The organism is Parajatrophihabitans canadensis (assembly GCF_053764775.1).
In genome coordinates this window covers 3,225,355-3,245,546 of record NZ_CM132445.1, presented here as the reverse complement: position 1 = coordinate 3,245,546, position 20,192 = coordinate 3,225,355, and the positions used below count along the sequence as shown (strand labels likewise).

The window sequence follows — 20,192 nt, the reverse complement described above, 5'->3', positions numbered from 1 at the left end:
CCTGCGGAACAGGTCTGTGGCCTCGACAGGGAGTAGGCCGCTCGTCTTTCTAGCTCAGCGGTGAGCATCACAGAGGTCTCAGTAGATCTCTGTGACCGGCCAGGTGGGCAAAGAGGGTCGGTCCGACGTGTCCGCGCCGCTCTACCAATTGTCAGGATCTATCTACTCAATGACGTCCACCGTTACCCAACCCGCGCCGACATCGGCAGCACCACAGGTCGCAGTCAACGACATCGGCTCAGCCGAGGACTTTCTCGCGGCGATCGACAAGACCATCAAGTACTTCAACGACGGCGATATCGTCGAAGGCACCATCGTCAAGGTTGATCGCGACGAGGTTCTACTCGACATCGGTTACAAGACCGAAGGCGTCATCCCGTCCCGCGAACTCTCCATCAAGCACGATGTCGACCCGTCCGAGGTCGTTTCCGTGGGCGATGAGATCGAGGCTCTCGTTCTCCAGAAGGAGGACAAAGAAGGCCGACTGATCCTGTCGAAGAAGCGTGCGCAGTACGAGCGGGCCTGGGGCACGATCGAGGAGAAGAAGGACCGCGACGAGGTTGTCGAGGGAACGGTCATCGAGGTCGTCAAGGGCGGCCTGATCATCGACATCGGCCTGCGGGGCTTCTTGCCGGCATCGCTGGTAGAGATGCGTCGCGTGCGCGACCTGCAGCCATACGTCGGCAAGGTCCTCGAGGCCAAGATCATCGAGCTCGACAAGAACCGCAACAACGTTGTCCTCTCGCGCCGTGCGTGGCTCGAGCAGACCCAGTCCGAGGTCCGCAGCGATTTCCTGAACAAGCTCGCCAAGGGCCAGGTCCGTTCCGGTGTCGTTTCATCGATCGTCAACTTCGGTGCTTTCGTCGACCTCGGTGGCGTCGACGGACTGGTTCACGTCTCTGAGCTCTCGTGGAAGCACATCGACCACCCGAGCGAGGTTGTCGAGGTCGGTCAGGAAGTTACCGTCGAGGTTCTCGACATTGACCTTGACCGCGAGCGGGTGTCGCTCTCACTCAAGGCCACCCAAGAAGACCCGTGGCGCCAGTTCGCTCGTACCCACGCAATCGGCCAGGTCGTGCCCGGCAAGGTCACCAAGCTCGTACCGTTCGGTGCCTTCGTCCGCGTTCAAGACGGCATCGAAGGTCTGGTCCACATCTCGGAGCTGGCCGAGCGCCACGTCGAGATCCCGGAGCAGGTCGTCCAGGTCGGCGACGAACTGCTGGTCAAGGTCATCGACATCGACTTGGAGCGTCGCCGCATCTCGCTGTCGCTGAAGCAGGCCAACGAGGGTGCGCTCGTCGATGAGAACTTCGACCCGTCGCAGTACGGCATGGAAGCGCAGTACGACGACAAGGGTGAGTACATCTACCCCGAGGGCTTTGACCCGGAGACCCAGGAGTGGCTCGAAGGCTTCGATGAGCAGCGCGAGGCATGGGAGAAGCGTTACGCCGCGGCGCGCGAGCGTTTCGAGGCTCACAAGAAGCAGCTCGAGGACGCGCAGAAGGCCGATGCCGAAGCCGCGACCGAGTCGGGGGATGCCTCCTCGTACTCGTCGGAGGCTCCGGAAGACACCGGCGGCACGCTGGCCTCTGATGAGGCACTTGCCGCGTTGCGCGAGAAGCTCGCTGGACGCTAACGATCCAGTTAGCCGCTAACTGCACGAAATGAAGCCCGGGAGGTCCGCCTCCCGGGCTTCATCCATGTGTACCGCAGGTGCTTTCATCGGACACGCGAATGCTCCGGCCGCTCAGGCAGTCCAACCGTTACCGTAAGCGAGTGCCAGCCACTCATGACAGTGACAGTCATCTTCAACGCCGGTGGTCGCCTAGATCGCGGCGCTCTCGCGTCCTTCTCGTCTGTGCCGGGTTGACCGTCGCGGTTGGCGCTGCAGGTTGCTCGAAGGCCGAGCCGAAAGCATCGTCTGTCAGCTCGGATACCCGGGCCAGCACCTCGAGTGCGTCCACGACCGCGGCATCTTCCTCGACTTCTGCGAAGGCGTCACCGTCGAAAACCTCGACCGCACCGGCCTCGTTCAACGGAACCTGCGCTGATCTGTTGCCGGTGACCTCCTTGGAACAAGCGAGCGGCAGGCCGTTCGTAGGTCAAACCGCGTTCATCGTTGGTGTTGCGGAGCCCAACATTGGCCGAGTTGCTTATCTGAACTGCAAATATGGCATTACGACTGCCGTGGTGAACAAAAAGAAGGTCAGTACGGCCAAGCTCGAGATCGGGATCAGCCTTTACAAGACAGCCGATCAGGCAAGCCGTCGCGTACAGGGCACGATCGATGACTATCGATCTCACGGCGCTGCGTCTACAACGACCGCCGTCGGCCAATACTCTGGGACTGTCCTCGTCGGTTATGGCGATCCGACGATTGTCGTCGGCGCCGGCCCCCGTACCGTGGCCGTGTCGGTGAACGCGAAGATCGTGCCTGCGGCCCAGCAAACAAAGGTCCTCGCGGCATTGGCTGACGCTGCATTGGACGCGACCGAGAAGTTCAGTCAGGGCGGTCCGGTGACATCATCAGCCAGCGCAACGCCGGGAAGTACGCCGTCGAGTACATCTAGCTGAACGGGGCGCGGTTTATGGGAATCATTGGCTTGACCGGTGGGATTGGCAGTGGGAAGAGCACGGTCTCCGGGCGACTAGCCGAGCTCGGTGCGACCATCATCGATGCTGATCAACTCGCGCGTGATGTGGTTGAGGTTGGCACGCCCGGGTTGGCGAAGGTCGTGGAGCGATTCGGTCCCGACATCCTCACCGCAGACGGTTCGCTCAATCGACCAAAGCTCGGAAAGCTAGTTTTCGGTGACGAAAAGGCACTGGCGGATTTGAACGCGATCGTTCATCCGCTGGTCAAGATACGCATGGACGAGAAGATAGCCGCTGTGCCTCCTGGGAATCAGATCGTGTACGACGTTGCACTGATGGCCGAGAACAATATGTGGGGCGACTACGAGGCGGTCATCGTCGTGGAGACGCCGTTGGAGTTGCGGCTGGATCGGCTGGTAGAGCGCGGCCTGAGTCGCGAGGATGCTATGAGCCGGATCGCCAATCAGGCCACCGACGACGAGCGCCGCGCGCTCGCCACTGTGGTGGTTGACAACAGTGGCTCGTTGGCCCAACTCAGGGACAACGTGGACAAGGCATGGGCTGAGTTGCTCGCCTCGCTGGCTGCGTCCCGCAGCGAATCCGCCTGACCCGGTTTGGCTTGGGCAGAGCCCATCGGATAGAGTTTCCGCTCGGTGCCGTTGTAGGCAGCCAGAGGGTAACCGAAGGCAAAAACAGCGGGTAACACCATGCGGACGTAGCGCAGCTGGTAGCGCACAACCTTGCCAAGGTTGGGGTCGCGGGTTCGAATCCCGTCGTCCGCTCGGTGGACGCTAATGGCGTTCCTCAGGACCTTACGGTCCCTGGTGGAGTGGCCGAGAGGCGAGGCAACGGCCTGCAAAGCCGTCTACACGGGTTCAAATCCCGTCTCCACCTCGTAGCCAGTGCACGTCGTCCGCCGACAGGCGGCCTGCGGCGCTGAGTACGGGCGATTAGCTCAGTGGGAGAGCACTACCTTGACACGGTAGGGGTCACTGGTTCAATCCCAGTATCGCCCACATAGAAGTCAACGATACGGGCGCCGCAGCGATGCGCGGCCCGTACTCGTGCCTCACGTGAACGGACGCTCTACTCGTGCTTCGGCGCAGGTACGCGGTCGTCGCGCTGTCTCCTCGCGGCCGTTCCGGCGTTGCACGGGGGTTGCACCGATGGTCCGCAGCGACTGCCCGGGGATCGATTTGGGCGCAGATGCCGGGGGAGCAGCGTCTAAACGACTCGGTGACCACTACCGGGGCGCGGTAGTGGCCACACGATGCGCAAGTAGCTGGCCGAACGCCGTGGGCGCTCCCTCCGGCGCTCCTTTTTGACCTTCGTTGACCACACGACGTGTCAGGTGGGTCATGCAGCGACCACCGAGTCGCGTTGTCCGGACAAGCACTGAGAAGCGCTCGCCCGGTGACATCCTGAACCGCCGCCGGGCAAGTCTGGCACGGCCCGCGAAGGCTCCCAGACGTTTCACGCTCAGGTAGCCGGGACAGAGGACGATGCGACGCTTGGTTGACTATCGTTCGCTGTCGAGCTTCGGCATCGGGGCCGCGGGGTACCGAGCTCCCAGAGCCGCGTCGCGGGGGATGGCCTGCCCGATCGACACAAGCATCTCCGGGCTGAGGTCTGCGGCAATCGCCCGCAGTGCTTCTTCGAGCCGCGCGCGATTCTTGATGCCGACTACGGGGACGATGTCGTGACCTTGCGCCGCGACCCACGCGATGGCGAGTTGTCCAACACTCAGGTCGGCGGCGTGGGCGATCGGTTCGAGTCCTGCCACGAGGTCGCGGTTGTGTTCAAAGTTCCCTCCCCCGAAGCGGGGGTACACCGAGCGGGAATCGCCCGGCCCGAACGAGGCGGTGCCGCCACCGATGAGCCCGCGGGACAGGACGCCGTAGGCGGTCACGCCGATACCAAGCTCCCGGCAGGTCGGCAGGATTTCGTCCTCGATCCCGCGGGTGAGCAACGAGTACTCGAATTGCAGGTCCGCGATCGGGTGGACCGCTGCGGCCCGACGGATGGTGTCGCTGCCGACCTCGGACAGACCGATGTGGCGTACGTATCCCTTCTGGACCAAGTCAGCGATCGCGCCGATGGTGTCCTCAATGGGAACGTTCGGGTCGAGCCGAGCCGGGCGATAGACATCGACATGGTCAACCCCGAGCCGGACGAGGGTGTAGGACAGGTAGTTGCCGACTGCCTCTGGACGCCCGTCCAAGCGGCCCATGCCCCCACCCGGCGAGAGCATCGCCCCGAACTTCACGCTGAGCGTGACGTCGTCGCGGCTCAGGTCGCGCAGCGCTCGTCCGACCAGCAGCTCGTTGTGCCCTGCACCGTAGAAGTCACCGGTGTCCACCAGCGCCACCCCGGCCCGGACCGCGGCGCGGATCGTCGCGACGCTCTCGTCCTCGTCGGCGGGACCGTAGGCCCCGGACATGCCCATGCAGCCCAAGCCCAGCGCGCCCACCGTGGGGCCAGATGTGCCTAGTTGCCGTGTGCTCAGGTGTGGTGTCGTCATGCGCTAAGCATGCGCGTCAACGGCATGCCCCCAGAGGCCCATTACCGTGAGACCGGTGATCCCTGGCTAGCCCGATGTGATTGAGGCATCCTGGGGTGACGGATCGAGTAGCCCCTCGCGGGCGTGCCGCGCCGCCGACGCGAGCGGCTGACCCCGGCCGCCATCGGCCTGTCCCCGGGTATCCGCCGCCGGACACCTGGCCTACGGCGGGACGAAGTGGCAGGTCTCGCCGCGATCTCGACTGACTGCTGCACGCGGGTGGAGCAGCAACGCGGGCCGCATCCCTCGGCCGAGGTGCTGGTCTCGCTGGCCCGGGCGCTGGGCTTGACCGACGACGAGCGTGACCGCCTGTCCCATCTGGCCGGCGCGGCGCCCCCGTCCCCGCGAGCCGCGAGCGATCACCGGAGTGCTGGGCTGCTGCATCTGCCGCGTGAGCTCCGGACCGGAGAATCCGCGGATGGGATCTCCGGTGTCGGCGGACACGGCCGGCCGCGCTTGCTCCGACAATGACGTGGAAGGACATTAGATCTCCGTAGCTTTAGGAGCTGGGGAGGCCCGCCGATAGGGGAGCCCTCCGCCGCCACTTCTCGGAGCGCTCGTGGCGGGCGGCTAGCTCGTTCGCCCGCTCGAACGCTGAATGAATCCAAGCTTCTGCGTTCCGCACGGGTTGGTCAGGACGCCGTGTAGGCATGTTCGGCTTCGGCGCGTTGGGTGTGACAATTGACCCTCTCGGGCCTTGGTCCGGCAACATCTCCGAGATCGTTCGCATCTGCATAGTGCGCTCCAGCACTTCTATTGTCAACGGCATGCCGCTGAGCCTGTTATGTCCGGCACACGGGCCAATCCCCACACCCAGAATGGTGGCTCCCCGACAGCCGATACTGAGGAGTGCCGAAGGGATGCTGTAAGCGAGAAGATGGGCCGTGGCCCCAACGAGACCCTTCTCTCTGGGGAGGACAGTGCGGCCATATATCGTTGCCAACTCGGATGGGAAGTCCTTCACGCCTGCAGCAAAGTTTGGCCGACCGGGCCCGCCATGTTACCGACGCGTGACGTTCGGCCGGACGATGATGAGGACGGGCCCAGTTCCGTTCGCTGGTTCGGAGACTGCGTCAGGCAGATGCGTTTGATCGGTGCGCGGCCGAGTACTTTGGCGCCGTTGCTGTTCCTACGAGCCGATGGTCTTCCTGGCGACCGACTTTCCTGCGGTCCTTCCCGGTGGAACAGGCACGCCCTCGTTTAGCGAAGGGTCAGACGTGCTTACGACGATCTGCGTGAGCAGTTTAATCAGCGTCCGCAGGTCCCTCGCCGTAAGGATGTCAGCGAAATATTCGCGCGCCACGGCAGCAAATACGGCGGCGTTGCGTTCGTAGATCACTTGCCCGCGGGTGGTCAGAACGGCGTACACCAGCCGGCGATCGTGCTCCGACAACTCGCGGACCAGCAAGCCGCCGGCCACGAGTCGGTCGACGAGCTGAGTCACTCCGCTCTTGCTAAGCATCATCTGGTCAGCGATGTCGACCATCCTGAGCCGCCCGCCGCCGACGCGCCCAATGCTCGACAGCACATCGGCCTCGGCAGTCGAGAGACCCGTCGCATCCCGCACGCGATCCTCGAACGTCAGCCGCAAGGCACGGTGGGCCTCGAGCAGCGTCGTGAGCGCATGCTCGGCGATAACGGAGTCTTCGCTGCTGCTAGTTGGTGCATGCGGCATCGTCGGAGCCTAACAGGGAGACCATTGACAATGAACAGTGCAGGCGCGCACTATTCAGCAGCGAAGGACAGCGACGCAATACTTGGAGTCTGTCGAGGACCACTACTCCCATCACGCCGATGCGAGCGCCGGAAAATCGGATTCGTTCTGCGTGGACAGCGCGACGAAGCCGAGGCCCTCGGCAGAAGGGGCCACGCCGGAGAGGATTCACTGAGTGGAGGTTCTCAAGCCGGCTCGCACTGGTCAATGCCGCGTCTGCGCGACAGCAACACCGCACGCCAGGACCCGGATATTCCAGGAGAGCGTCGCTGCCGCGGCCAATGAGACCCTCGACCCTGGGATGGACGCTCAGGTGAGGGCGAACGTCCACGCATTGCCGTCACCAAATGCTGGGGTTCAAGGGCCAGTAAGCCACGCGCCTCGCCGAATGCGTATCGGCCAAAGCCGTGAGGGTCAGTCTGAATGCACCGATTGGCTGCCCGGAAGGCCTAGCCACCTAGGGGCTAGTCCGTCGATAAGTTTTGAGCAGGAGTGCAAAGCATGAAGATCGGAGTCATGGTGCCTTACTTGGTGGCGACCACCCGCGATCCAGCTCTGGCGTGGATTGCCGGAGTCGATGACGGGCCGTTTGACAGCATCTCGGTCGGCGACAGGGTGACCTTCCATAACATGGACCAGATCGTGATGCTCGCCGCGGCGGCCGCACTGACAACACGCGTGCGGCTGTACACGCACATCGTGGTGGCTCCCATGCACCCACCGGCATTGCTGGCGAAAAGACTTGCGTCCATCGATGTCATCTCGGGCGGCCGCCTCACCGTGTCGGTCGGCACCGGCGGGCGGGAGGACGACTACCGCGCGGCGAATGTTGCGATGACGCGCGTTTTCCAATCGCAGGACGCGTGCGTCCTTGAGATGAAGCGGCTGTGGTCTGGTCAGCCTCCGTTCCCGGGGGCCGATCCCGTTGGCCCTACACCGGCGCAGCTGGGCGGCCCGCCCATCTACACGAGTGCGCGCGGCCCAAAGTCGGTCGCCCGTGCGGTGAAGTGGGCCGACGGCTTCACGGGCGCCGCTCTCAGCGGCCTGCCGGCCGACATGGCAGCCGAGGCCGAGGGTTTTCTGAAGCTATGGGAGGCTGCTGGCGGGGACCGCAAGCCGCATATGGGGACGAGCATGTTCTTCGCGCTCGGTGACGACGCGGTCGGCCGCATGCGGTCTGTCACGCAAAGATATTTCACCGTCGGCGACAACGCCCCGCCGCCGGGCTTTGTCGACTCGATGCTCAGCCAGGTCACGGACGCCGACGCCGTCCGGCGCGCTCTCGACGGCGCTGCCCTCGCCGGCTACGACGAGCTGACCTTCATCGCGACGACCGATGACATAGCCGACCTGGACCGCCTGGCAGACATAGCTTCCGCATGGTCGTAGCTGCCTGTCGTGCACCCCGCCCTCGCGGCCGGGGCGGCCTCCAGGGCCTATGCACTGCGAGTAGGGCGGCCTTGGCACCTGACCGACAAGACCCGCAGCCGCTCGACCCAAGCGACGCCGTCGCGGTCGCGGTAAGGCGGCAGTCAGTTGGGCCTTGCGGCAGGCGGCCACATCTTTGGTTTAGCAGGATCTCGTGCGCGTCAACCGACGCCTGATGCAGGAAGGCCAGTCAGATGGATACCACACAATCCCCGGCGGTAGCCCCGATCCCGGCTCATGTGCCGCCGGAGCTCGTCTACCACTTCGACCAGGTCTATGCCGACAACTTCGACTCCGACCCATTCGGCACCTACGAGCGAGTGCGGGCCGAGGCGCCGCCGATCTTCTTCAGCCCGGTGTCCTTCAACAGCCCCACCGGGGTCTGGTACGTGACCAAGCCCGACGACATCAGGCGCACGCTGCAGGACAGCGAGTACTTCACGACCACGATGGGCTACGGCGGCGCGACCGGCGCGATGCCCCGGCGGATGATCCCGTTGGAGCTCGACCCGCCGGACAACCGCAAGTACCGGGTGCTGTTGACCCCGCTGTTCTCGCCCGCGTCGATGCGTCGGCTGGAGAGCGGCATCCGCGAGACGGCCAATGAGCTGATCGACGGGTTCATCGCCCGCGGGTCCTGCGACTTCGCGCGGGAGTTCGCGGCGATCCTGCCGGCGACGGTGTTCATGGCCCTGATGGGTTATCCGCTCTCGCGCAAGACGGAGTTCCTGGGCTGGGAGGACACGTTCTTCCACAACATGGACTTCGAGGCGCGGATCGCGGCGGGCAAGCGGATCGAGGCGATGAACTTCGAGATGATCGCCGAGAAGCGGGCCCACCCCGACGACGGCCTGATCTCGCGGCTGGCCTCCCTCAGCTTCGACGACGGCACCCCGGTGCCCGACGACGACATCCAGGACATGGCGTGGCTGTTGTTCATCGCCGGCCTGGACACGGTCAGCTCAGGGCTGTCGCACTCGTTCCGCTACCTGGCCGAGCACCCCGACAAGAAGCAGGAGCTGATCGAGGACCGCTCGCTGATCCCGCAGGCCGTCGAGGAGCTGCTGCGCATCAACGCCTGGGTGAACCCGCCGCGGACCGTCCGGCAGGACACCGTGCTTGGCGGCGTCCAGCTCAAGCGCGGCGACGAGATCATGCAGCTGCACACGTTGGCCAACCGCGACGAGGAGCTGTTCCCGCACCCGCTCGAGGTCGACTTCCACCGCGAGACCAACCCGCACACCGCCTTCGGAGGCGGGCTGCACCGCTGCGTCGGGTCGCACCTAGCGCGCCAAGAGCTGCAGATCGCGATCAACGTCTGGCTGGACCGCGCGCCCGACTTCGCGCTCCCGGCGGCGGAGCGCGACGGCCTGCGCTACAACACGATGGGCATGTTCTCCCTGCACCACCTGCCCTTGAAGTGGACTCCGCCGAGCGGCTGACCAGAACCGATGCCGCGGAGCGTTGAGTAAGCGCGCCGTGGTAGCCGGCGCGATCTGGCGCAGCTGTAGGCACCCTTGTCAAAGGAAGATTAGGAGCGATGCATGACCGCCAAGGTCGAGGATTGGGACGCCGCAGGGCTGCAGTACGAGGTCGAGGACGGCGTTGCCTGGCTGCGCCTGAACCGCCAGAAGAAGCGCAACGCGATGGACCACTACCCGGCGGGAAACGGCCCGAACGGGATGGGCCTGCGCGACGCGTTGCTGGAGGCGATCCACGAGGTCAGCGAGGACCTGGCGGTCAAGGTCGCGGTGATCACCGGCAACGGGACGGCCTTCTCCTCCGGCGCGGACATCACCCAGCCGGGCGGCCCGATCGAGATTCCGCCGGAGCGGCGGCGTAACGCTCCGCACATCGCGCGCGATGACGGCATCCTGTACGGCTGGGCCCGACTGATGGAGGCGATCTGGCGCAGCGAGACCCCGTTCATCGCCGCGGTCAACGGCGTCGCTGCCGGCGGCGGCTGCCAGCTCGCCCTGGCCTGCGACCTGACCATCGCCGCCGAGGAAGCCAGCTTCTGGGAGATCTTCGTCCGCCGCGGCCTGCCGCTCGAGGGCGGCGGCGCGTGGATCCTGCCTCGCCTGGTGGGCATGGCTCGGGCTAAGCAGATCGCGTTGTTCGGCGACCCGCTGCCAGCGACGACCGCGGCCGAGTGGGGCTTGATCAACCTCTGCGTCCCCGCGGCCGAGCTGCTCGACACCGCGAAGGCCTGGGCGGTCAAGTTGGCCACGCTGGACGCGCCGGCGGGTGGCCCGAAGATGGGCGAGGGCGGGGCCGACCTCAGCCACCGCGTCGGCCACATCAAGAGCCAGCTCAACATGTCGATGGAGTCGACGATGTACCAGACCTTCCGCGAGGAGGCCACCCTGCTCGCCCTCGGAGACGGGCCGCCGCCGCACTGACGCCTTCCACGAGCTGGCGCAGCCAATTGCCGCAATCGAAGTACCCAGACGATTCACCCGACGTGATTGGAATGGCATTGTTCAAGACCTCCTTCACCGAGTTGTTCGGCATCGAGCACCCGATCGTCTGCGGCGGCATGACCGGCATCGGCACCGCCGAGCTGATCGCGCCGATCGCCGAGGCCGGCGCGCTCGCCTTCCTGACCGCGCTCACCCAGCCGACACCCGAGGCGCTGGCCAAGGAGATCAAGCGCTGCCAGGACATGACCGACAAGCCATTCGGGGTCAACCTGACGATCCTGCCGACGGTGCAGCCGGTGCCGTACGACGAGTACCGCGACGCAATCATCGAAGGCGGCATCAAGATCGTCGAGACCGCGGGCTCCAACCCCGCCCCTCACCTGCCGTCCTTCAAAGCGGCCGAGGTCAAGGTCATCCACAAGGCGGTGGCCGTGCGCCACGCGCTGAAGGCGCAGTCGCTGGGGGTCGACGCCATCAGCATCGACGGCTTCGAGTGCGCTGGCCACCCGGGCCCCGACGACGTGCCCGGCCTCGTGCTGATCCCGGCCGCGGCCCGCGCCCTCGACATCCCCATCGTCGCCAGCGGCGGCTTCGCCGACGGCAAGGGCCTCGTCGCCGCGCTCGCCCTCGGCGCGTCCGCCATCAACATGGGCACCCGCTTCGTCGCCACCCAGGAGGCGCCGGTGCACCCCAACGTGAAGGCGCAGATCGTGGCCAACACCGAGCGTGACACCCAGATCGTGTTCCGCAAGTTCAACAACGCCGCCCGCGTCGCCCGCAACGCCGTCTCCGCGGAGATCGTGGAGATCGAGGCGCGCGAGGGCAGCACGTTCGCCGATATCGCCCACTTGGCGTCCGGCGCCCGAGGCCGCGAGCAGGTGCTGGCCAACGGTGACATGGACGGCGGGATGTGGTGGGCCGGCCAAGCCCAAGGCCTGATCCACGACATCCCCACGTGCGCGGAGCTGGTGGCCAACATCATGGCCGAGGCCCGCGCGCTCGTCGGTGTGACGCTGCCCGCAATGCTCGCTAACTAACGCCAGCCAACGCTCGATACTTCGACCGACGCAGAGGGAGCAGAAATGATCCGCGAGGAACTGGAGGCCGTCATCTGCGCGAAGGACGGGAACAAGCCTCTTCTTCGTGCTTGATGACGCCACCGTGGGACGGATGCCATCAGTCACCGACCGGTATTTCACGGTCGGCGACCAACTGCCGGGTTTCGTCGATGCCATGCTCAGCGAGGTGACCAACGCCGACGCGGTCTGACGCGCGCCCGATGGGGCTGTTGCCGCCGGTTACGACGAGCTCACCATCATCGCCACCACCGACGACATCGCTGATCTCGACCGCTTGGCCGACGTCGTCTCGGACTAACTAAGGCTTACGGTTCTGCCCGTGGTGGTGGCGGCGGTCCCGCGAAGCGCACGAGTTCGCTGTCCTCGCTGCATTGGAAGCGGTAGGTCGCCTCCGATGGGATCATGACCCCGCCGCCGGGTCCCAGGTCGGCGACGAGCCTGGATTTCTCCGCGTAGAACCGCACCGCGCCCGACAGCACCATCCAGATCGAGTCGCCGGGGTGGGAGTGCAACCCGTTCTCGCCGCCGCCGGCGCGGTAGCGAACTCGGTACAGCCCCATCTCGGGAGTCCTGGCTAACGCCTCCGCCCTCTTGGACTCGGGGGCGAAGCGGCCGGTGAACACTTGGAAGCCCGAGTCGGTCGTCACGGTGCCGCCCAGGGGGAGATCCCATGCGAGCCGGTCAGGGATGTGCCCGTAGTGCTTCTCCGCGTCGTCCTGCTGGATGTCGCTGGCTGTGGTGTCAGTCATCGCGGTGGTCCTTCCTCATTAGCTGCAGGCCTTGCTGCGGTACGCCACGATGTTGAGCGGCGCCTCACATCGCCCAGGATGTGGTTCAGGATGCCTTCATCAAGTGCCATCGTCACTGGGATCGGGTCGCGCATGCTGGCCCCCTGACCTGTACGTCAGACGGATCCTGACGCATGAGTTTCTGTCCTGATAGCGTTTGTGGTCTGTTCGCAGTCTCAGTGCCGGGGTGGTGTCGAGGTCGACCTGGTCGAGCGCGTTGACCTCGCATCGGGTGTCGCCAAACGCGAGGAACTTTGGCGGCGGCTTGCGAGCCTGCCGCGACAGCACCCGTGCGGTCCTCCTGCTTGTTCTTATGAGGATCTGAACGATCGCGAGATAACGAACATTCGGCTGCAGCACCGGAACGGTCCGCGGATACGTCTCGCAGACGATCAGGTTGCTCGATACCGAACGTCTCGTTGAAAGTCGTCTTCAATATGAAGAGCTCGGCCCGCTCGGCTAGATTTGCCGGCCTCAAACCTGTGCGCCCGTCTCATCGGCGAGTGGGAGACCAGCGACGAAAGGCGCGGCTTCGATGAACCGACCAGCAAAGCGCAACGGGTCAGAGGAGGAAAGAATATGTCTGACTGCCTTGCCTGCCAATTCGGGTGGCACCGCGACGGCCGGGTCAAAGCCAAGACGAACCGCGTGATCCTCGAGCCGCTCCGTCCGGGCCAATCCGGGGGTGAGCGTGAAGGCGACAACATTGTCTTTAGCAAACTCGTTTGCGAGCAGGGTAGTCATCGCATAGATAGCCAGTTTCGTTGTCGGATAAGCGGCGCCAAGCGTTGCATCACCGACACTCGCGGAAGTATCGATCCCCTCCGGTACGTCTCGGAGAGAGCCGAGGTTGATCACAAACCCCTCCCTGCGGTCGCGCATGCCCGGAACGAACGCGTGCATCAGGTCATACATAGCAAAGACGTTGAGCTCGAATTGGCGGCGCCAAGCGGCGGGATCGGTCTTCGTGAAATCATGGAAGACTCGGTCACCCGTGTCAGCGGCGTTGTTGACCAGGATGTCAACCTCGCCAACCTGAGCGCGCACTGTGGATATCAGGTCGCTGAGCGAAGCTGGGTCGACTAGATCTGCCGCTATCGCCATAGCACGATGTCCGGACTGGGTAATGGCGCTGACTGTCTCGTTGATCGATCCCCCGAGCTCACTGGTCTCAGGACCTTCCGAGCGAGCAGTGACGATGACGGTCGCCCCCATGTCAGCGAGCTCTAGTGCGAGCACCTTCCCTACACCGCGGGCCGCACCGGTCACTAGCGCGACTCTTCCCGTAAGCGGCTCGCTCATTGGTTCTCCATGCCTTTAGCCCTTTTGGGGCGACGGATAGCGAAGCCCCTCGACTGCCTCAGGGCAAGGCGGAAGGTAGATTGTTCGCTCCTGCATAGTGCAGCATCGCACTGTTACTGTCAACGGCGCCGCTGATATGGTCCGGCCGTGATAACTCCGTCTTGTCGTGGCGGCGATGAGCTCGACCTCGCCGAGCAGACGCTCTCGGCGCTGCTCAGGGCCCATCTAGCGGTGCGGCTTGCCTTCGAGGATCGTGTCCGGACCGCAACTGGCCTCTCGACGGCCGAAGCCGACGTCCTAGCCAGCATCGGTCGGACCAGCGATGGTCGACTCAGAATGGTCGACATCGCGGAGCAGATGATGCTTAGTAAGAGCGGGGTTACCCAGCTCGTCGACCGGCTCACGACGAGCGGTCTGCTCGTGCGAGAGTTGTCGGACCTTGACCGCCGTTTGGTGTACGCCGTGATCACGCCACGCGGACGGGAACTCTGCCTGCGCAACAGCGAAATCTGCGCTGTCATTGCTCACGAGTATTTCGCCGGCGCCCTTTCACCAAAAGACATGCGAATGCTCATCAGAATGTTGAGTCAGATCCTCGCGCGTAAATGAGAGGGCCGATTTGCTGTCCCTGGTCCCCTCCACTACGGCGTCCATGTCGCGCTGGGTACTCCGCATTCTGCGCTCCGCAAGGCCCAGAGCAGGCAAGGAACGGCAATCGCCGTGCCTTCCGGTCCCAGAATTGCCACTGGTTGAGGGGCGGATCGCTAGCCATGGTCTTCGTCCCATAACGCGGAACGCGGACGTTCGATCACTGAAGAGAATGTCTCATTGCATGATCGGGCCCGTAGGGTGGGGATTGGCCTTTCCGCTACGGGATGTCGCACAGCGTTCAGGTCGGCCACCGCGCCCGAGCGGAGCCCGCCGAGCCAAATGAGTGAGTCGCGATTCCCGTCTAGGATATGGGGGTGAGCGGACTCAAGGACGGCTCGAGCGAGCGTGTGGTCTGGATGAGCGGCTTTCCTTGGCGCGAAGACCTGCTACGACCCGAGCTTGTGACGACGGCGCTGGCCTTGGGTTACCGAAATCTAGCTCCGAGTCTCTCGATGTTGCCGCAGGAAACGGCAGCGCTGACCCAGTTGCGGAGGCGTGCCGACGAGGCGGGGATTCGCATCGCGGTTTTGGATGGCGTCGCGTCGTGGCTGCCGCTGAGCGGAACTCGATATAGCTCGGCCGTCAGCTTCGAGCGAGTCGCTGACGTCGCCGCCGCATTTGGCGCGCACGCCGTCAGCTTGCTGCCGGTGCGGGTTGATCTCTCAACTGCCCAGCTGATCGATTGTTTCGGTCGAGCGTGCGATGTGCTGTCGGGCTCTGGAACTGTCGCTCAGATAGAGTTCTCGCCTCTCGGCGGTATTCCCGACCTTGCGACGGCTTGGCAAATTCTTCAGGCTGCAGATCGCCCGAATGGCGGCCTGGTATTGGACACTTGGCATTTCTTTCGCGGTGATCCCGACCTAACCCTGTTGAGCACCATTCCGGGGCAGCGAATCACCTCGGTTCAGATCTCAGACGCGGCCGCGCAGCCGAATACCTCGCTCTGGCAGGACACGCTCCACCATAGGATGCTGCCGGGGGTCGGAGATATACCGCTGCAGGCCATCATCGAAGTCCTCCGCCGCACCAACGGACTGAATTGGGTTGGTCCGGAAGTGCTTTCAGAATCACTTGATTCACTACCGGAGGATGAGCGGATACGGATCACCGTCGAAGCCGTCGAGCGGATTCTCTAGAACTCGGGTGGAAGGTTGTGATGCGTGCTGTTTGCGACCTTGGCGAGGTCGCCTGACACTTGCGGAAGATTGTGTAGATCCCCGTTTACTGCGCTTGTTTCCAGCCCGTAACTTTTCGTCCCGGCCCTCGGGCCTGGAACTTCGGCCAAGTGAGGTTGGATACTTGTGGCATGCGGACACTCCTGAACGTCATCTGGCTGGTGCTGTGCGGCTTCTGGATGGCGCTGGGCTACATCGTCGCAGGCATCATCGCGTGCCTGCTCATCATCACGATCCCGTTCGGTATCGCGTCGTTCCGCATCGCCGGTTACGCGCTGTGGCCGTTCGGCAGGACCGCGATTCGCCGTCAGAACGCGGGCGTGATGTCGGCTATCGGCAACGTGATTTGGTTTATCGTGGCTGGTATTTGGCTCGCGATCGGCCACGTCGCGACGGGAATCCTGCTGTGCTTGACCATCATCGGCATCCCGCTAGGCATCGCGAGTTTCAAAATGGTCCCCATCTCGCTGCTTCCCCTCGGTCGCATGATCGCGCCAGTCGACTTGCCACAACGGACGCCGCCAGCGACCACATAGCTGGCTCGCTACGTGGGGAGTTGACCGCGGCACCGGCGGCGCAGCTGCCGCGCGAAGGTCGGTCCGGTTTCTGGACCGGTGCGCGAGGGTCAGGCGAGTTTCTGTAGCCCGGCGCCGGTGAGCAGGTGCGAGGGAGCGACAGTGTCGGTATCGGCTCGTATCAGGTCGAGCAACGCTTGGCCGGCAACCTCTGGCGTGAGTGGCTCGCCCATCTGCGCGAGGTACTCCTCCTCCGATTGGTTGTTACGGGCCGCATAGGCCTGGACCGCTGGCCGCCCGAGGTCGGTCAGCGGCGTGATCCGCGGCAGTATCGCGGTGAAGGTGAGGCCGAGCCCGGCGCGGTCGGCCTCGTCCTGGGCGTAGCCGGTGATGAGGCGCTGGGTGGCTTTGGCGCCGGCGTAGCCGCCGCTGAGCGGTGAGCCGGAGACCGCGGCGCCGCTGCTGATCACGATCACCCGGCTGCCGGGTCGCAGCGGTGTGAGCAGGGCCTCGCGCAGCCAGTGGAACGCGATCTTGACGTCGGTGTGCCAGTTGAGGGAGAACGTCTCCCACGTCTGCTGCTGCAGCGGGCGCATCAGCGGGCTGGCGCCGGCGACCAGGATGAGCGTCGTCGGCTCGTGCCAGTCGAGGAGCCTGCCCGCCAACGTCGGGTCGGTCGCGTCGGCGACCTCGGTACGGATGTTCGCACTGGTCGTGGCCAGTTCGACCAGTGCCGGGCCGGACCGGGCGACCGCCACCACTGGGCTGCCGGCGTCGGCGAACGCGCGGGCGATGCCGCGGCCCAAACCTCGGCTGGCCCCGACAATCATCGTGGTGCCGCCCGGGAGGTCACTCATTGGGTTGCCCCCCCGCCGGCGGCGGCGCGGGCCCGTGTGGCCGGCTCGGCCCGCCCGGTATTCGATTCGGGCTTGCCCTGGCCACGCTCGGCGAGCATGCGCAGGCTGTCGCCGACGAAGAAGTTCCACGCGTTGGAGCACACGTCGTAGCACTCCTGCCCGGCCGTTAGCCCGTGCTGGGTCAAGGTGACCTTCGTACCGTCGTGGGTTGGCTGGAGTTCGAAGACGATCCGGTCGCCCACCCATTCGCTCTGATCGGTGGTGAAGCCGAACTCGTTGTCCACGACCACCCACTCGAGGCGCTGGTTCGGGGTGACGTCGGTGATCCGAATGCGGGTGCGGTGGAGACCTTCCACTTCGAAGCCGAACTCGTCGCCGACTCGTGCGGTGGGGCCGTCTATTGTGCTGTTCCACCAACCGCGGGTGTCCAGGATCGCGGCGAACGCCTCGGCCGGTGAACCGTCGATGGTGGTGCTGGTGCTGAAGTCGGTCATGATTCGAACTCTCTGGTGATGTGTATGCGGATGCAGGTGAAAGTGCTGTTGGCGTGCGTATCAGATTGGCTCCTCCCTCGGCCGGGAGATTCTTTCCCCGCGGGCTGGGGGAGAACCGCATCCGGGTTTGGCTATGACCTGACGGGCGTTGGTTGTACGAAGGCCGCCATCTGGCCTTCGAGCGCCTTGGACGCGCTGGTGCGCCAGCCCTCAGCTAGGGACTGCGACAGCGGATCGGGGAAGATCTCCTGCTCGCCCTTCGCCAATCCGTCGAAGATGGCTCGGGCAACCGACTCCGCAGAGGCCTTCGGGATGTCGATCCTCGGGCCCATGTCGGTGTCGACCGGTCCGGGCAGGACCGCGTGCACGGTGACACCCTGTGCGGCCAGCAACATGCGCAACGATTGGGTGAGGGAGAACGCGGCTGCCTTGGACATCGAGTAGCCCGGGTCGAGGGGCATCGCAGCCAAGGACGCCAGCGACACCACGTTGACGATGGCTCCCCGGGACTCAATCAACAACGGACGGAAGGCTTGGGTGACGTCGTAGGGGCCGAACAGGTTGACGGCCAGGTGCTGTTCGAGCGCATCACGGTCGCTGATGTCGGCGTAGAGGCCGAGGCCAGCGTTGTTGATCAGGATGTCGAGGCACTCGATGCTCTCGACGGCGGCCGAGATCTGCGCGGCGTTGGTGACGTCCAAGATGATGGGTGTGACCCGTCCGTCCGGGTGGGTCACCACGGGCTGCCGGGTCCCGGCGTACACCCGCTTGGCGCCTCGGCTCAAGGCTTCCTGGACGAGCGCCTGGCCGATACCACGGTTCGCTCCGGTGATCAGAACTGTCTTTTTTTTCGGAGGTCATGCTGTCCTCCTGATAGGTACGGACCGTCCGCGGATTGCGGAAGCCCGGTGTCGATTGCCGTTGCTCGGGCAATCGCGGTTGAGAACTCGGGGTTGGTCCCGAGCGCGGGGTCGAGACGGGGGCGTCGCCAACGCGATGCCAGTGGTGGATCGGCCACCGAGGAGGGAATCGGCGGCTCGTCATGCGGCAGTCCTGCCAGCGGCGGCCAGGCTGTCGGTGTCGAGGTTGGGTGGGGGCAGTTCGGGTTCGCGGTGTCCGCGGGCCGGGAGTGCGGCGGCGGCAAGGATGCCGACCACGGAGAAGGCGGCACCGAGCCACACGGCGGTCTTGAAGTGCTCGATGAAGGTGCTCGGTGAGGTGTAGACGCCGGAGTGGGCGAAGACGCTGGCCAGGATGGCGACGCCGAACACGCCGCCGATCTCGCGGAGCGCGCTGTTCGTGCCGGACGCGATCCCCATCTCCGCGGGCGGGACGGAGCCGACGACGGCGTTGGCCACGGTCGGGAAGCACAGTGAGATGCCGACACCGGCGACGCCGAGCGCGAGCGCCAATGGCGTGTAGTTCATGCCGGGTGTGGCTATGGCGGCGATCCAGCCCAGCCCGGCCGCTTGCAGCGCTAGCCCGGTGAGCAGGAGCGGCCGGTTGCCGATGCGGTCGGCCAGTGCACCGGCGATCGGGGCGACCAGCATCGGCGCGCCGGTCCAGGGCAGGGTCCGCAGGCCGGCTTGGAGTGGGGAGTAGCCGAGCGCTGTCTGCAGGAACTGCATCATCAGGAACAGAACGCCGAACAGCGAGGCGTACATAAAGAAGCTGACCCCGTTGGCGGCGTTGAACGCTCGCGAGCGGAACAGTTGCGGCGAGAGCATCGGGGCGGGGGTACGCCGTTCCCACTGGAGGAACGCCGTGACCAGCAGGGCGCCCAGGCCGAGGGCGGTGATGGTCTCGGTGCTGTCCCAGCCGATGCTGCTGGCGCGGATCAGGCCCCAGGTGAGGCCGAAGAATCCGGCGCCGGCCAGCAGCAATCCGACGATGTCGAGTTTGGACCGCGGGCCGTGGCTTTCGGTGAGGTGAGCGATGGAGAGCGGGATCAGTGCGAGGCCGATCGGGACGTTGAGCCAGAAGATCCAATGCCAGCTGACACCGCCGACGATGGCACCGCCGACGACCGGTCCCAGCGCGACCGCGAGGCCGGTGATGCCGCCCCACAGTCCGATCGCGGCGCCTCGTTTCGCGGCCGGGAACGCCTCGCTGATCAGGGTCAGCGTCATCGGCGTCACGATGGCCGCCGCGAGTCCCTGCACGCCGCGGGCGGCGATGAGCGCGCCGACGCTCGGGGCCACCGCGGCCGCGGCTGAGGCGAGGGTGAACCCGAGCAGCCCGATCCAGTACATCCGTTTGCGCCCGTAGCGATCACCCAGCGCGGCGCCGGTCAGCAGGGCGACCGCGAACGCCAGGTTGTAGGCGTTCACAGTCCATTCCAGATCGCTGAGACTGGCGTGCAGGCTCTGCCGCAGCGCGGGCAGCGAGCTGGCGACGACCAGCGTGTCCAGCGCGGTCATGAACACCCCGAGGGACGCCAGGACCAGCGTCCATGTGGTGTTCGGCGACGTGGCGGACACGGGGGCCGCAACGCCCGTCACGGCCGGGGTTCGTGAGATCGACATCGGTTCCTTCTCCGCTCAATGCTTGGTTCTGCCTGCTTGTGACGCGTTCGGAAGTACAGACACGGCGTGTCCTCGAAACTGGTCCC

20 protein-coding genes, 3 tRNA genes and 1 pseudogene are annotated in these 20,192 nt (G+C 65.1%); 15 read left to right on the top strand and 9 right to left on the bottom strand.

The window, feature by feature from the left end; all coding sequences use genetic code 11:
- The first annotated feature begins 169 nt into the window (after positions 1 to 169).
- Positions 170 to 1,636 carry a 30S ribosomal protein S1 gene (rpsA, locus tag ACSMXN_RS15760; protein ID WP_022912830.1) on the top strand — a complete coding sequence of 489 codons (1,467 nt, stop codon included), beginning with the start codon at positions 170 to 172 and terminating at the stop codon, positions 1,634 to 1,636.
- A gap of 172 nt (positions 1,637 to 1,808) precedes the next feature.
- Here rpsA and ACSMXN_RS15755 read toward each other — a convergent pair whose 3' ends face one another.
- A complete protein-coding gene (locus tag ACSMXN_RS15755) occupies positions 1,809 to 2,036 on the bottom strand; it encodes a hypothetical protein (protein ID WP_022912831.1) in 228 nt (75 codons plus the stop codon).
- 25 nt (positions 2,037 to 2,061) lie between these two features.
- On the opposite strand from ACSMXN_RS15755, the gene ACSMXN_RS15750 reads away from it, so the two are divergent.
- The 5 genes from ACSMXN_RS15750 to ACSMXN_RS15730 all read left to right on the top strand — a co-directional run bounded on the left by ACSMXN_RS15750 (position 2,062) and on the right by ACSMXN_RS15730 (position 3,611).
- Positions 2,062 to 2,574 (top strand): hypothetical protein, encoded by a 513-nt coding sequence (locus tag ACSMXN_RS15750; RefSeq protein WP_022912832.1) that lies wholly within the window; start codon positions 2,062 to 2,064, stop codon positions 2,572 to 2,574.
- Between the two features lie 14 nt (positions 2,575 to 2,588).
- A complete protein-coding gene (gene coaE, locus ACSMXN_RS15745) occupies positions 2,589 to 3,203 on the top strand; it encodes a dephospho-CoA kinase (RefSeq protein WP_022912833.1) in 615 nt (204 codons plus the stop codon).
- A 101-nt stretch (positions 3,204 to 3,304) separates the two neighbouring features.
- A tRNA-Gly gene (locus ACSMXN_RS15740) sits at positions 3,305 to 3,377 on the top strand.
- Between the two features lie 41 nt (positions 3,378 to 3,418).
- Positions 3,419 to 3,489: transfer RNA gene (locus tag ACSMXN_RS15735), tRNA-Cys, on the top strand.
- Between the two features lie 50 nt (positions 3,490 to 3,539).
- Positions 3,540 to 3,611: transfer RNA gene (locus tag ACSMXN_RS15730), tRNA-Val, on the top strand.
- A 503-nt stretch (positions 3,612 to 4,114) separates the two neighbouring features.
- On the opposite strand, the gene ACSMXN_RS15725 is transcribed toward ACSMXN_RS15730, so the two are convergent.
- Positions 4,115 to 5,101, bottom strand: coding sequence for an aldo/keto reductase (locus ACSMXN_RS15725; RefSeq protein ID WP_027139336.1), 987 nt, complete (start codon positions 5,099 to 5,101; stop codon positions 4,115 to 4,117).
- Between the two features lie 138 nt (positions 5,102 to 5,239).
- On the opposite strand from ACSMXN_RS15725, the pseudogene ACSMXN_RS15720 reads away from it, so the two are divergent.
- Positions 5,240 to 5,542: pseudogene (locus ACSMXN_RS15720) on the top strand (helix-turn-helix domain-containing protein); the annotation flags it as partial.
- Positions 5,543 to 6,284: 742 nt separating this feature from the next.
- Here the strand turns inward: ACSMXN_RS15720 and ACSMXN_RS15715 are convergent.
- Positions 6,285 to 6,830, bottom strand: coding sequence for a MarR family winged helix-turn-helix transcriptional regulator (locus ACSMXN_RS15715; protein WP_022912837.1), 546 nt, complete (start codon positions 6,828 to 6,830; stop codon positions 6,285 to 6,287).
- 540 nt (positions 6,831 to 7,370) lie between these two features.
- Here ACSMXN_RS15715 and ACSMXN_RS15710 point away from each other — a divergent pair.
- From ACSMXN_RS15710 to ACSMXN_RS15690, 5 genes are all read left to right on the top strand, one after another.
- Positions 7,371 to 8,258, top strand: a complete 888-nt coding sequence (locus ACSMXN_RS15710; RefSeq protein WP_022912838.1) for an LLM class flavin-dependent oxidoreductase — start codon at positions 7,371 to 7,373, stop codon at positions 8,256 to 8,258.
- Positions 8,259 to 8,491: 233 nt separating this feature from the next.
- The gene (locus ACSMXN_RS15705) at positions 8,492 to 9,739 is read left to right on the top strand and encodes a cytochrome P450 (RefSeq protein WP_022912839.1); all 1,248 of its coding nucleotides are present in this window, start codon (positions 8,492 to 8,494) and stop codon (positions 9,737 to 9,739) included.
- A gap of 102 nt (positions 9,740 to 9,841) precedes the next feature.
- Positions 9,842 to 10,699 (top strand): enoyl-CoA hydratase/isomerase family protein, encoded by an 858-nt coding sequence (locus ACSMXN_RS15700; RefSeq protein ID WP_022912840.1) that lies wholly within the window; start codon positions 9,842 to 9,844, stop codon positions 10,697 to 10,699.
- Between the two features lie 77 nt (positions 10,700 to 10,776).
- Positions 10,777 to 11,757: an NAD(P)H-dependent flavin oxidoreductase gene (locus tag ACSMXN_RS15695; RefSeq protein WP_455407778.1), complete on the top strand. Its 981-nt coding sequence runs from the start codon at positions 10,777 to 10,779 to the stop codon at positions 11,755 to 11,757.
- A gap of 106 nt (positions 11,758 to 11,863) precedes the next feature.
- Positions 11,864 to 11,989, top strand: a complete 126-nt coding sequence (locus tag ACSMXN_RS15690; RefSeq protein WP_455407601.1) for a hypothetical protein — start codon at positions 11,864 to 11,866, stop codon at positions 11,987 to 11,989.
- Between the two features lie 115 nt (positions 11,990 to 12,104).
- Here the strand turns inward: ACSMXN_RS15690 and ACSMXN_RS15685 are convergent, their stop codons facing one another.
- Together ACSMXN_RS15685 and ACSMXN_RS15680 are read right to left on the bottom strand one after the other, a co-directional pair.
- Positions 12,105 to 12,548, bottom strand: a complete 444-nt coding sequence (locus tag ACSMXN_RS15685) for a cupin domain-containing protein (protein ID WP_022912843.1) — start codon at positions 12,546 to 12,548, stop codon at positions 12,105 to 12,107.
- A 513-nt stretch (positions 12,549 to 13,061) separates the two neighbouring features.
- Positions 13,062 to 13,889 (bottom strand): SDR family NAD(P)-dependent oxidoreductase, encoded by an 828-nt coding sequence (locus ACSMXN_RS15680; RefSeq protein ID WP_022912845.1) that lies wholly within the window; start codon positions 13,887 to 13,889, stop codon positions 13,062 to 13,064.
- A 147-nt stretch (positions 13,890 to 14,036) separates the two neighbouring features.
- Between ACSMXN_RS15680 and ACSMXN_RS15675 the strand changes: the two genes are divergently transcribed.
- The 3 genes from ACSMXN_RS15675 to ACSMXN_RS15665 all read left to right on the top strand — a co-directional run bounded on the left by ACSMXN_RS15675 (position 14,037) and on the right by ACSMXN_RS15665 (position 16,251).
- Positions 14,037 to 14,498, top strand: a complete 462-nt coding sequence (locus ACSMXN_RS15675; protein WP_022912846.1) for a MarR family transcriptional regulator — start codon at positions 14,037 to 14,039, stop codon at positions 14,496 to 14,498.
- Between the two features lie 356 nt (positions 14,499 to 14,854).
- Complete coding sequence (locus tag ACSMXN_RS15670) at positions 14,855 to 15,676, top strand: sugar phosphate isomerase/epimerase family protein (RefSeq protein WP_196811236.1); 822 nt, start codon at positions 14,855 to 14,857, stop codon at positions 15,674 to 15,676.
- A 170-nt stretch (positions 15,677 to 15,846) separates the two neighbouring features.
- Positions 15,847 to 16,251: a YccF domain-containing protein gene (locus ACSMXN_RS15665; protein WP_022912848.1), complete on the top strand. Its 405-nt coding sequence runs from the start codon at positions 15,847 to 15,849 to the stop codon at positions 16,249 to 16,251.
- An 89-nt stretch (positions 16,252 to 16,340) separates the two neighbouring features.
- On the opposite strand, the gene ACSMXN_RS15660 is transcribed toward ACSMXN_RS15665, so the two are convergent.
- From ACSMXN_RS15660 to ACSMXN_RS15645, 4 genes are all read right to left on the bottom strand, one after another.
- Entirely contained in the window at positions 16,341 to 17,087 is a 747-nt protein-coding gene (locus ACSMXN_RS15660) for an SDR family oxidoreductase (protein WP_022912849.1), read from the bottom strand.
- Entirely contained in the window at positions 17,084 to 17,581 is a 498-nt protein-coding gene (locus tag ACSMXN_RS15655) for an SRPBCC family protein (RefSeq protein WP_022912850.1), read from the bottom strand. The genes ACSMXN_RS15660 and ACSMXN_RS15655 overlap by 4 nt, the downstream gene beginning before the upstream one ends.
- 131 nt (positions 17,582 to 17,712) lie before the next feature.
- Positions 17,713 to 18,417, bottom strand: a complete 705-nt coding sequence (locus tag ACSMXN_RS15650; RefSeq protein ID WP_027139338.1) for an SDR family NAD(P)-dependent oxidoreductase — start codon at positions 18,415 to 18,417, stop codon at positions 17,713 to 17,715.
- A gap of 204 nt (positions 18,418 to 18,621) precedes the next feature.
- Positions 18,622 to 20,106, bottom strand: coding sequence for a DHA2 family efflux MFS transporter permease subunit (locus ACSMXN_RS15645; RefSeq protein ID WP_022912852.1), 1,485 nt, complete (start codon positions 20,104 to 20,106; stop codon positions 18,622 to 18,624).
- Positions 20,107 to 20,192: the final 86 nt, after the last annotated feature.

Excerpts from the sequence above, each read along its gene's own strand:
- ACSMXN_RS15705 (WP_022912839.1), top strand. The coding sequence starts at position 8,492 with ATGGATACCACACAATCCCCGGCGGTAGCCCCGATCCCGGCTCATGTG.
- coaE (WP_022912833.1), top strand. The coding sequence starts at position 2,589 with ATGGGAATCATTGGCTTGACCGGTGGGATTGGCAGTGGGAAGAGCACG.
- ACSMXN_RS15710 (WP_022912838.1), top strand. The coding sequence starts at position 7,371 with ATGAAGATCGGAGTCATGGTGCCTTACTTGGTGGCGACCACCCGCGAT.
- rpsA (WP_022912830.1), top strand. The coding sequence starts at position 170 with ATGACGTCCACCGTTACCCAACCCGCGCCGACATCGGCAGCACCACAG.
- ACSMXN_RS15715 (WP_022912837.1), bottom strand. The coding sequence starts at position 6,830 with ATGCCGCATGCACCAACTAGCAGCAGCGAAGACTCCGTTATCGCCGAG.
- ACSMXN_RS15645 (WP_022912852.1), bottom strand. The coding sequence starts at position 20,106 with ATGTCGATCTCACGAACCCCGGCCGTGACGGGCGTTGCGGCCCCCGTG.
- ACSMXN_RS15660 (WP_022912849.1), bottom strand. The coding sequence starts at position 17,087 with ATGAGTGACCTCCCGGGCGGCACCACGATGATTGTCGGGGCCAGCCGA.
- ACSMXN_RS15680 (WP_022912845.1), bottom strand. The coding sequence starts at position 13,889 with ATGAGCGAGCCGCTTACGGGAAGAGTCGCGCTAGTGACCGGTGCGGCC.
- ACSMXN_RS15655 (WP_022912850.1), bottom strand. The coding sequence starts at position 17,581 with ATGACCGACTTCAGCACCAGCACCACCATCGACGGTTCACCGGCCGAG.
- ACSMXN_RS15700 (WP_022912840.1), top strand. The coding sequence starts at position 9,842 with ATGACCGCCAAGGTCGAGGATTGGGACGCCGCAGGGCTGCAGTACGAG.
- ACSMXN_RS15685 (WP_022912843.1), bottom strand. The coding sequence starts at position 12,548 with ATGACTGACACCACAGCCAGCGACATCCAGCAGGACGACGCGGAGAAG.
- ACSMXN_RS15665 (WP_022912848.1), top strand. The coding sequence starts at position 15,847 with ATGCGGACACTCCTGAACGTCATCTGGCTGGTGCTGTGCGGCTTCTGG.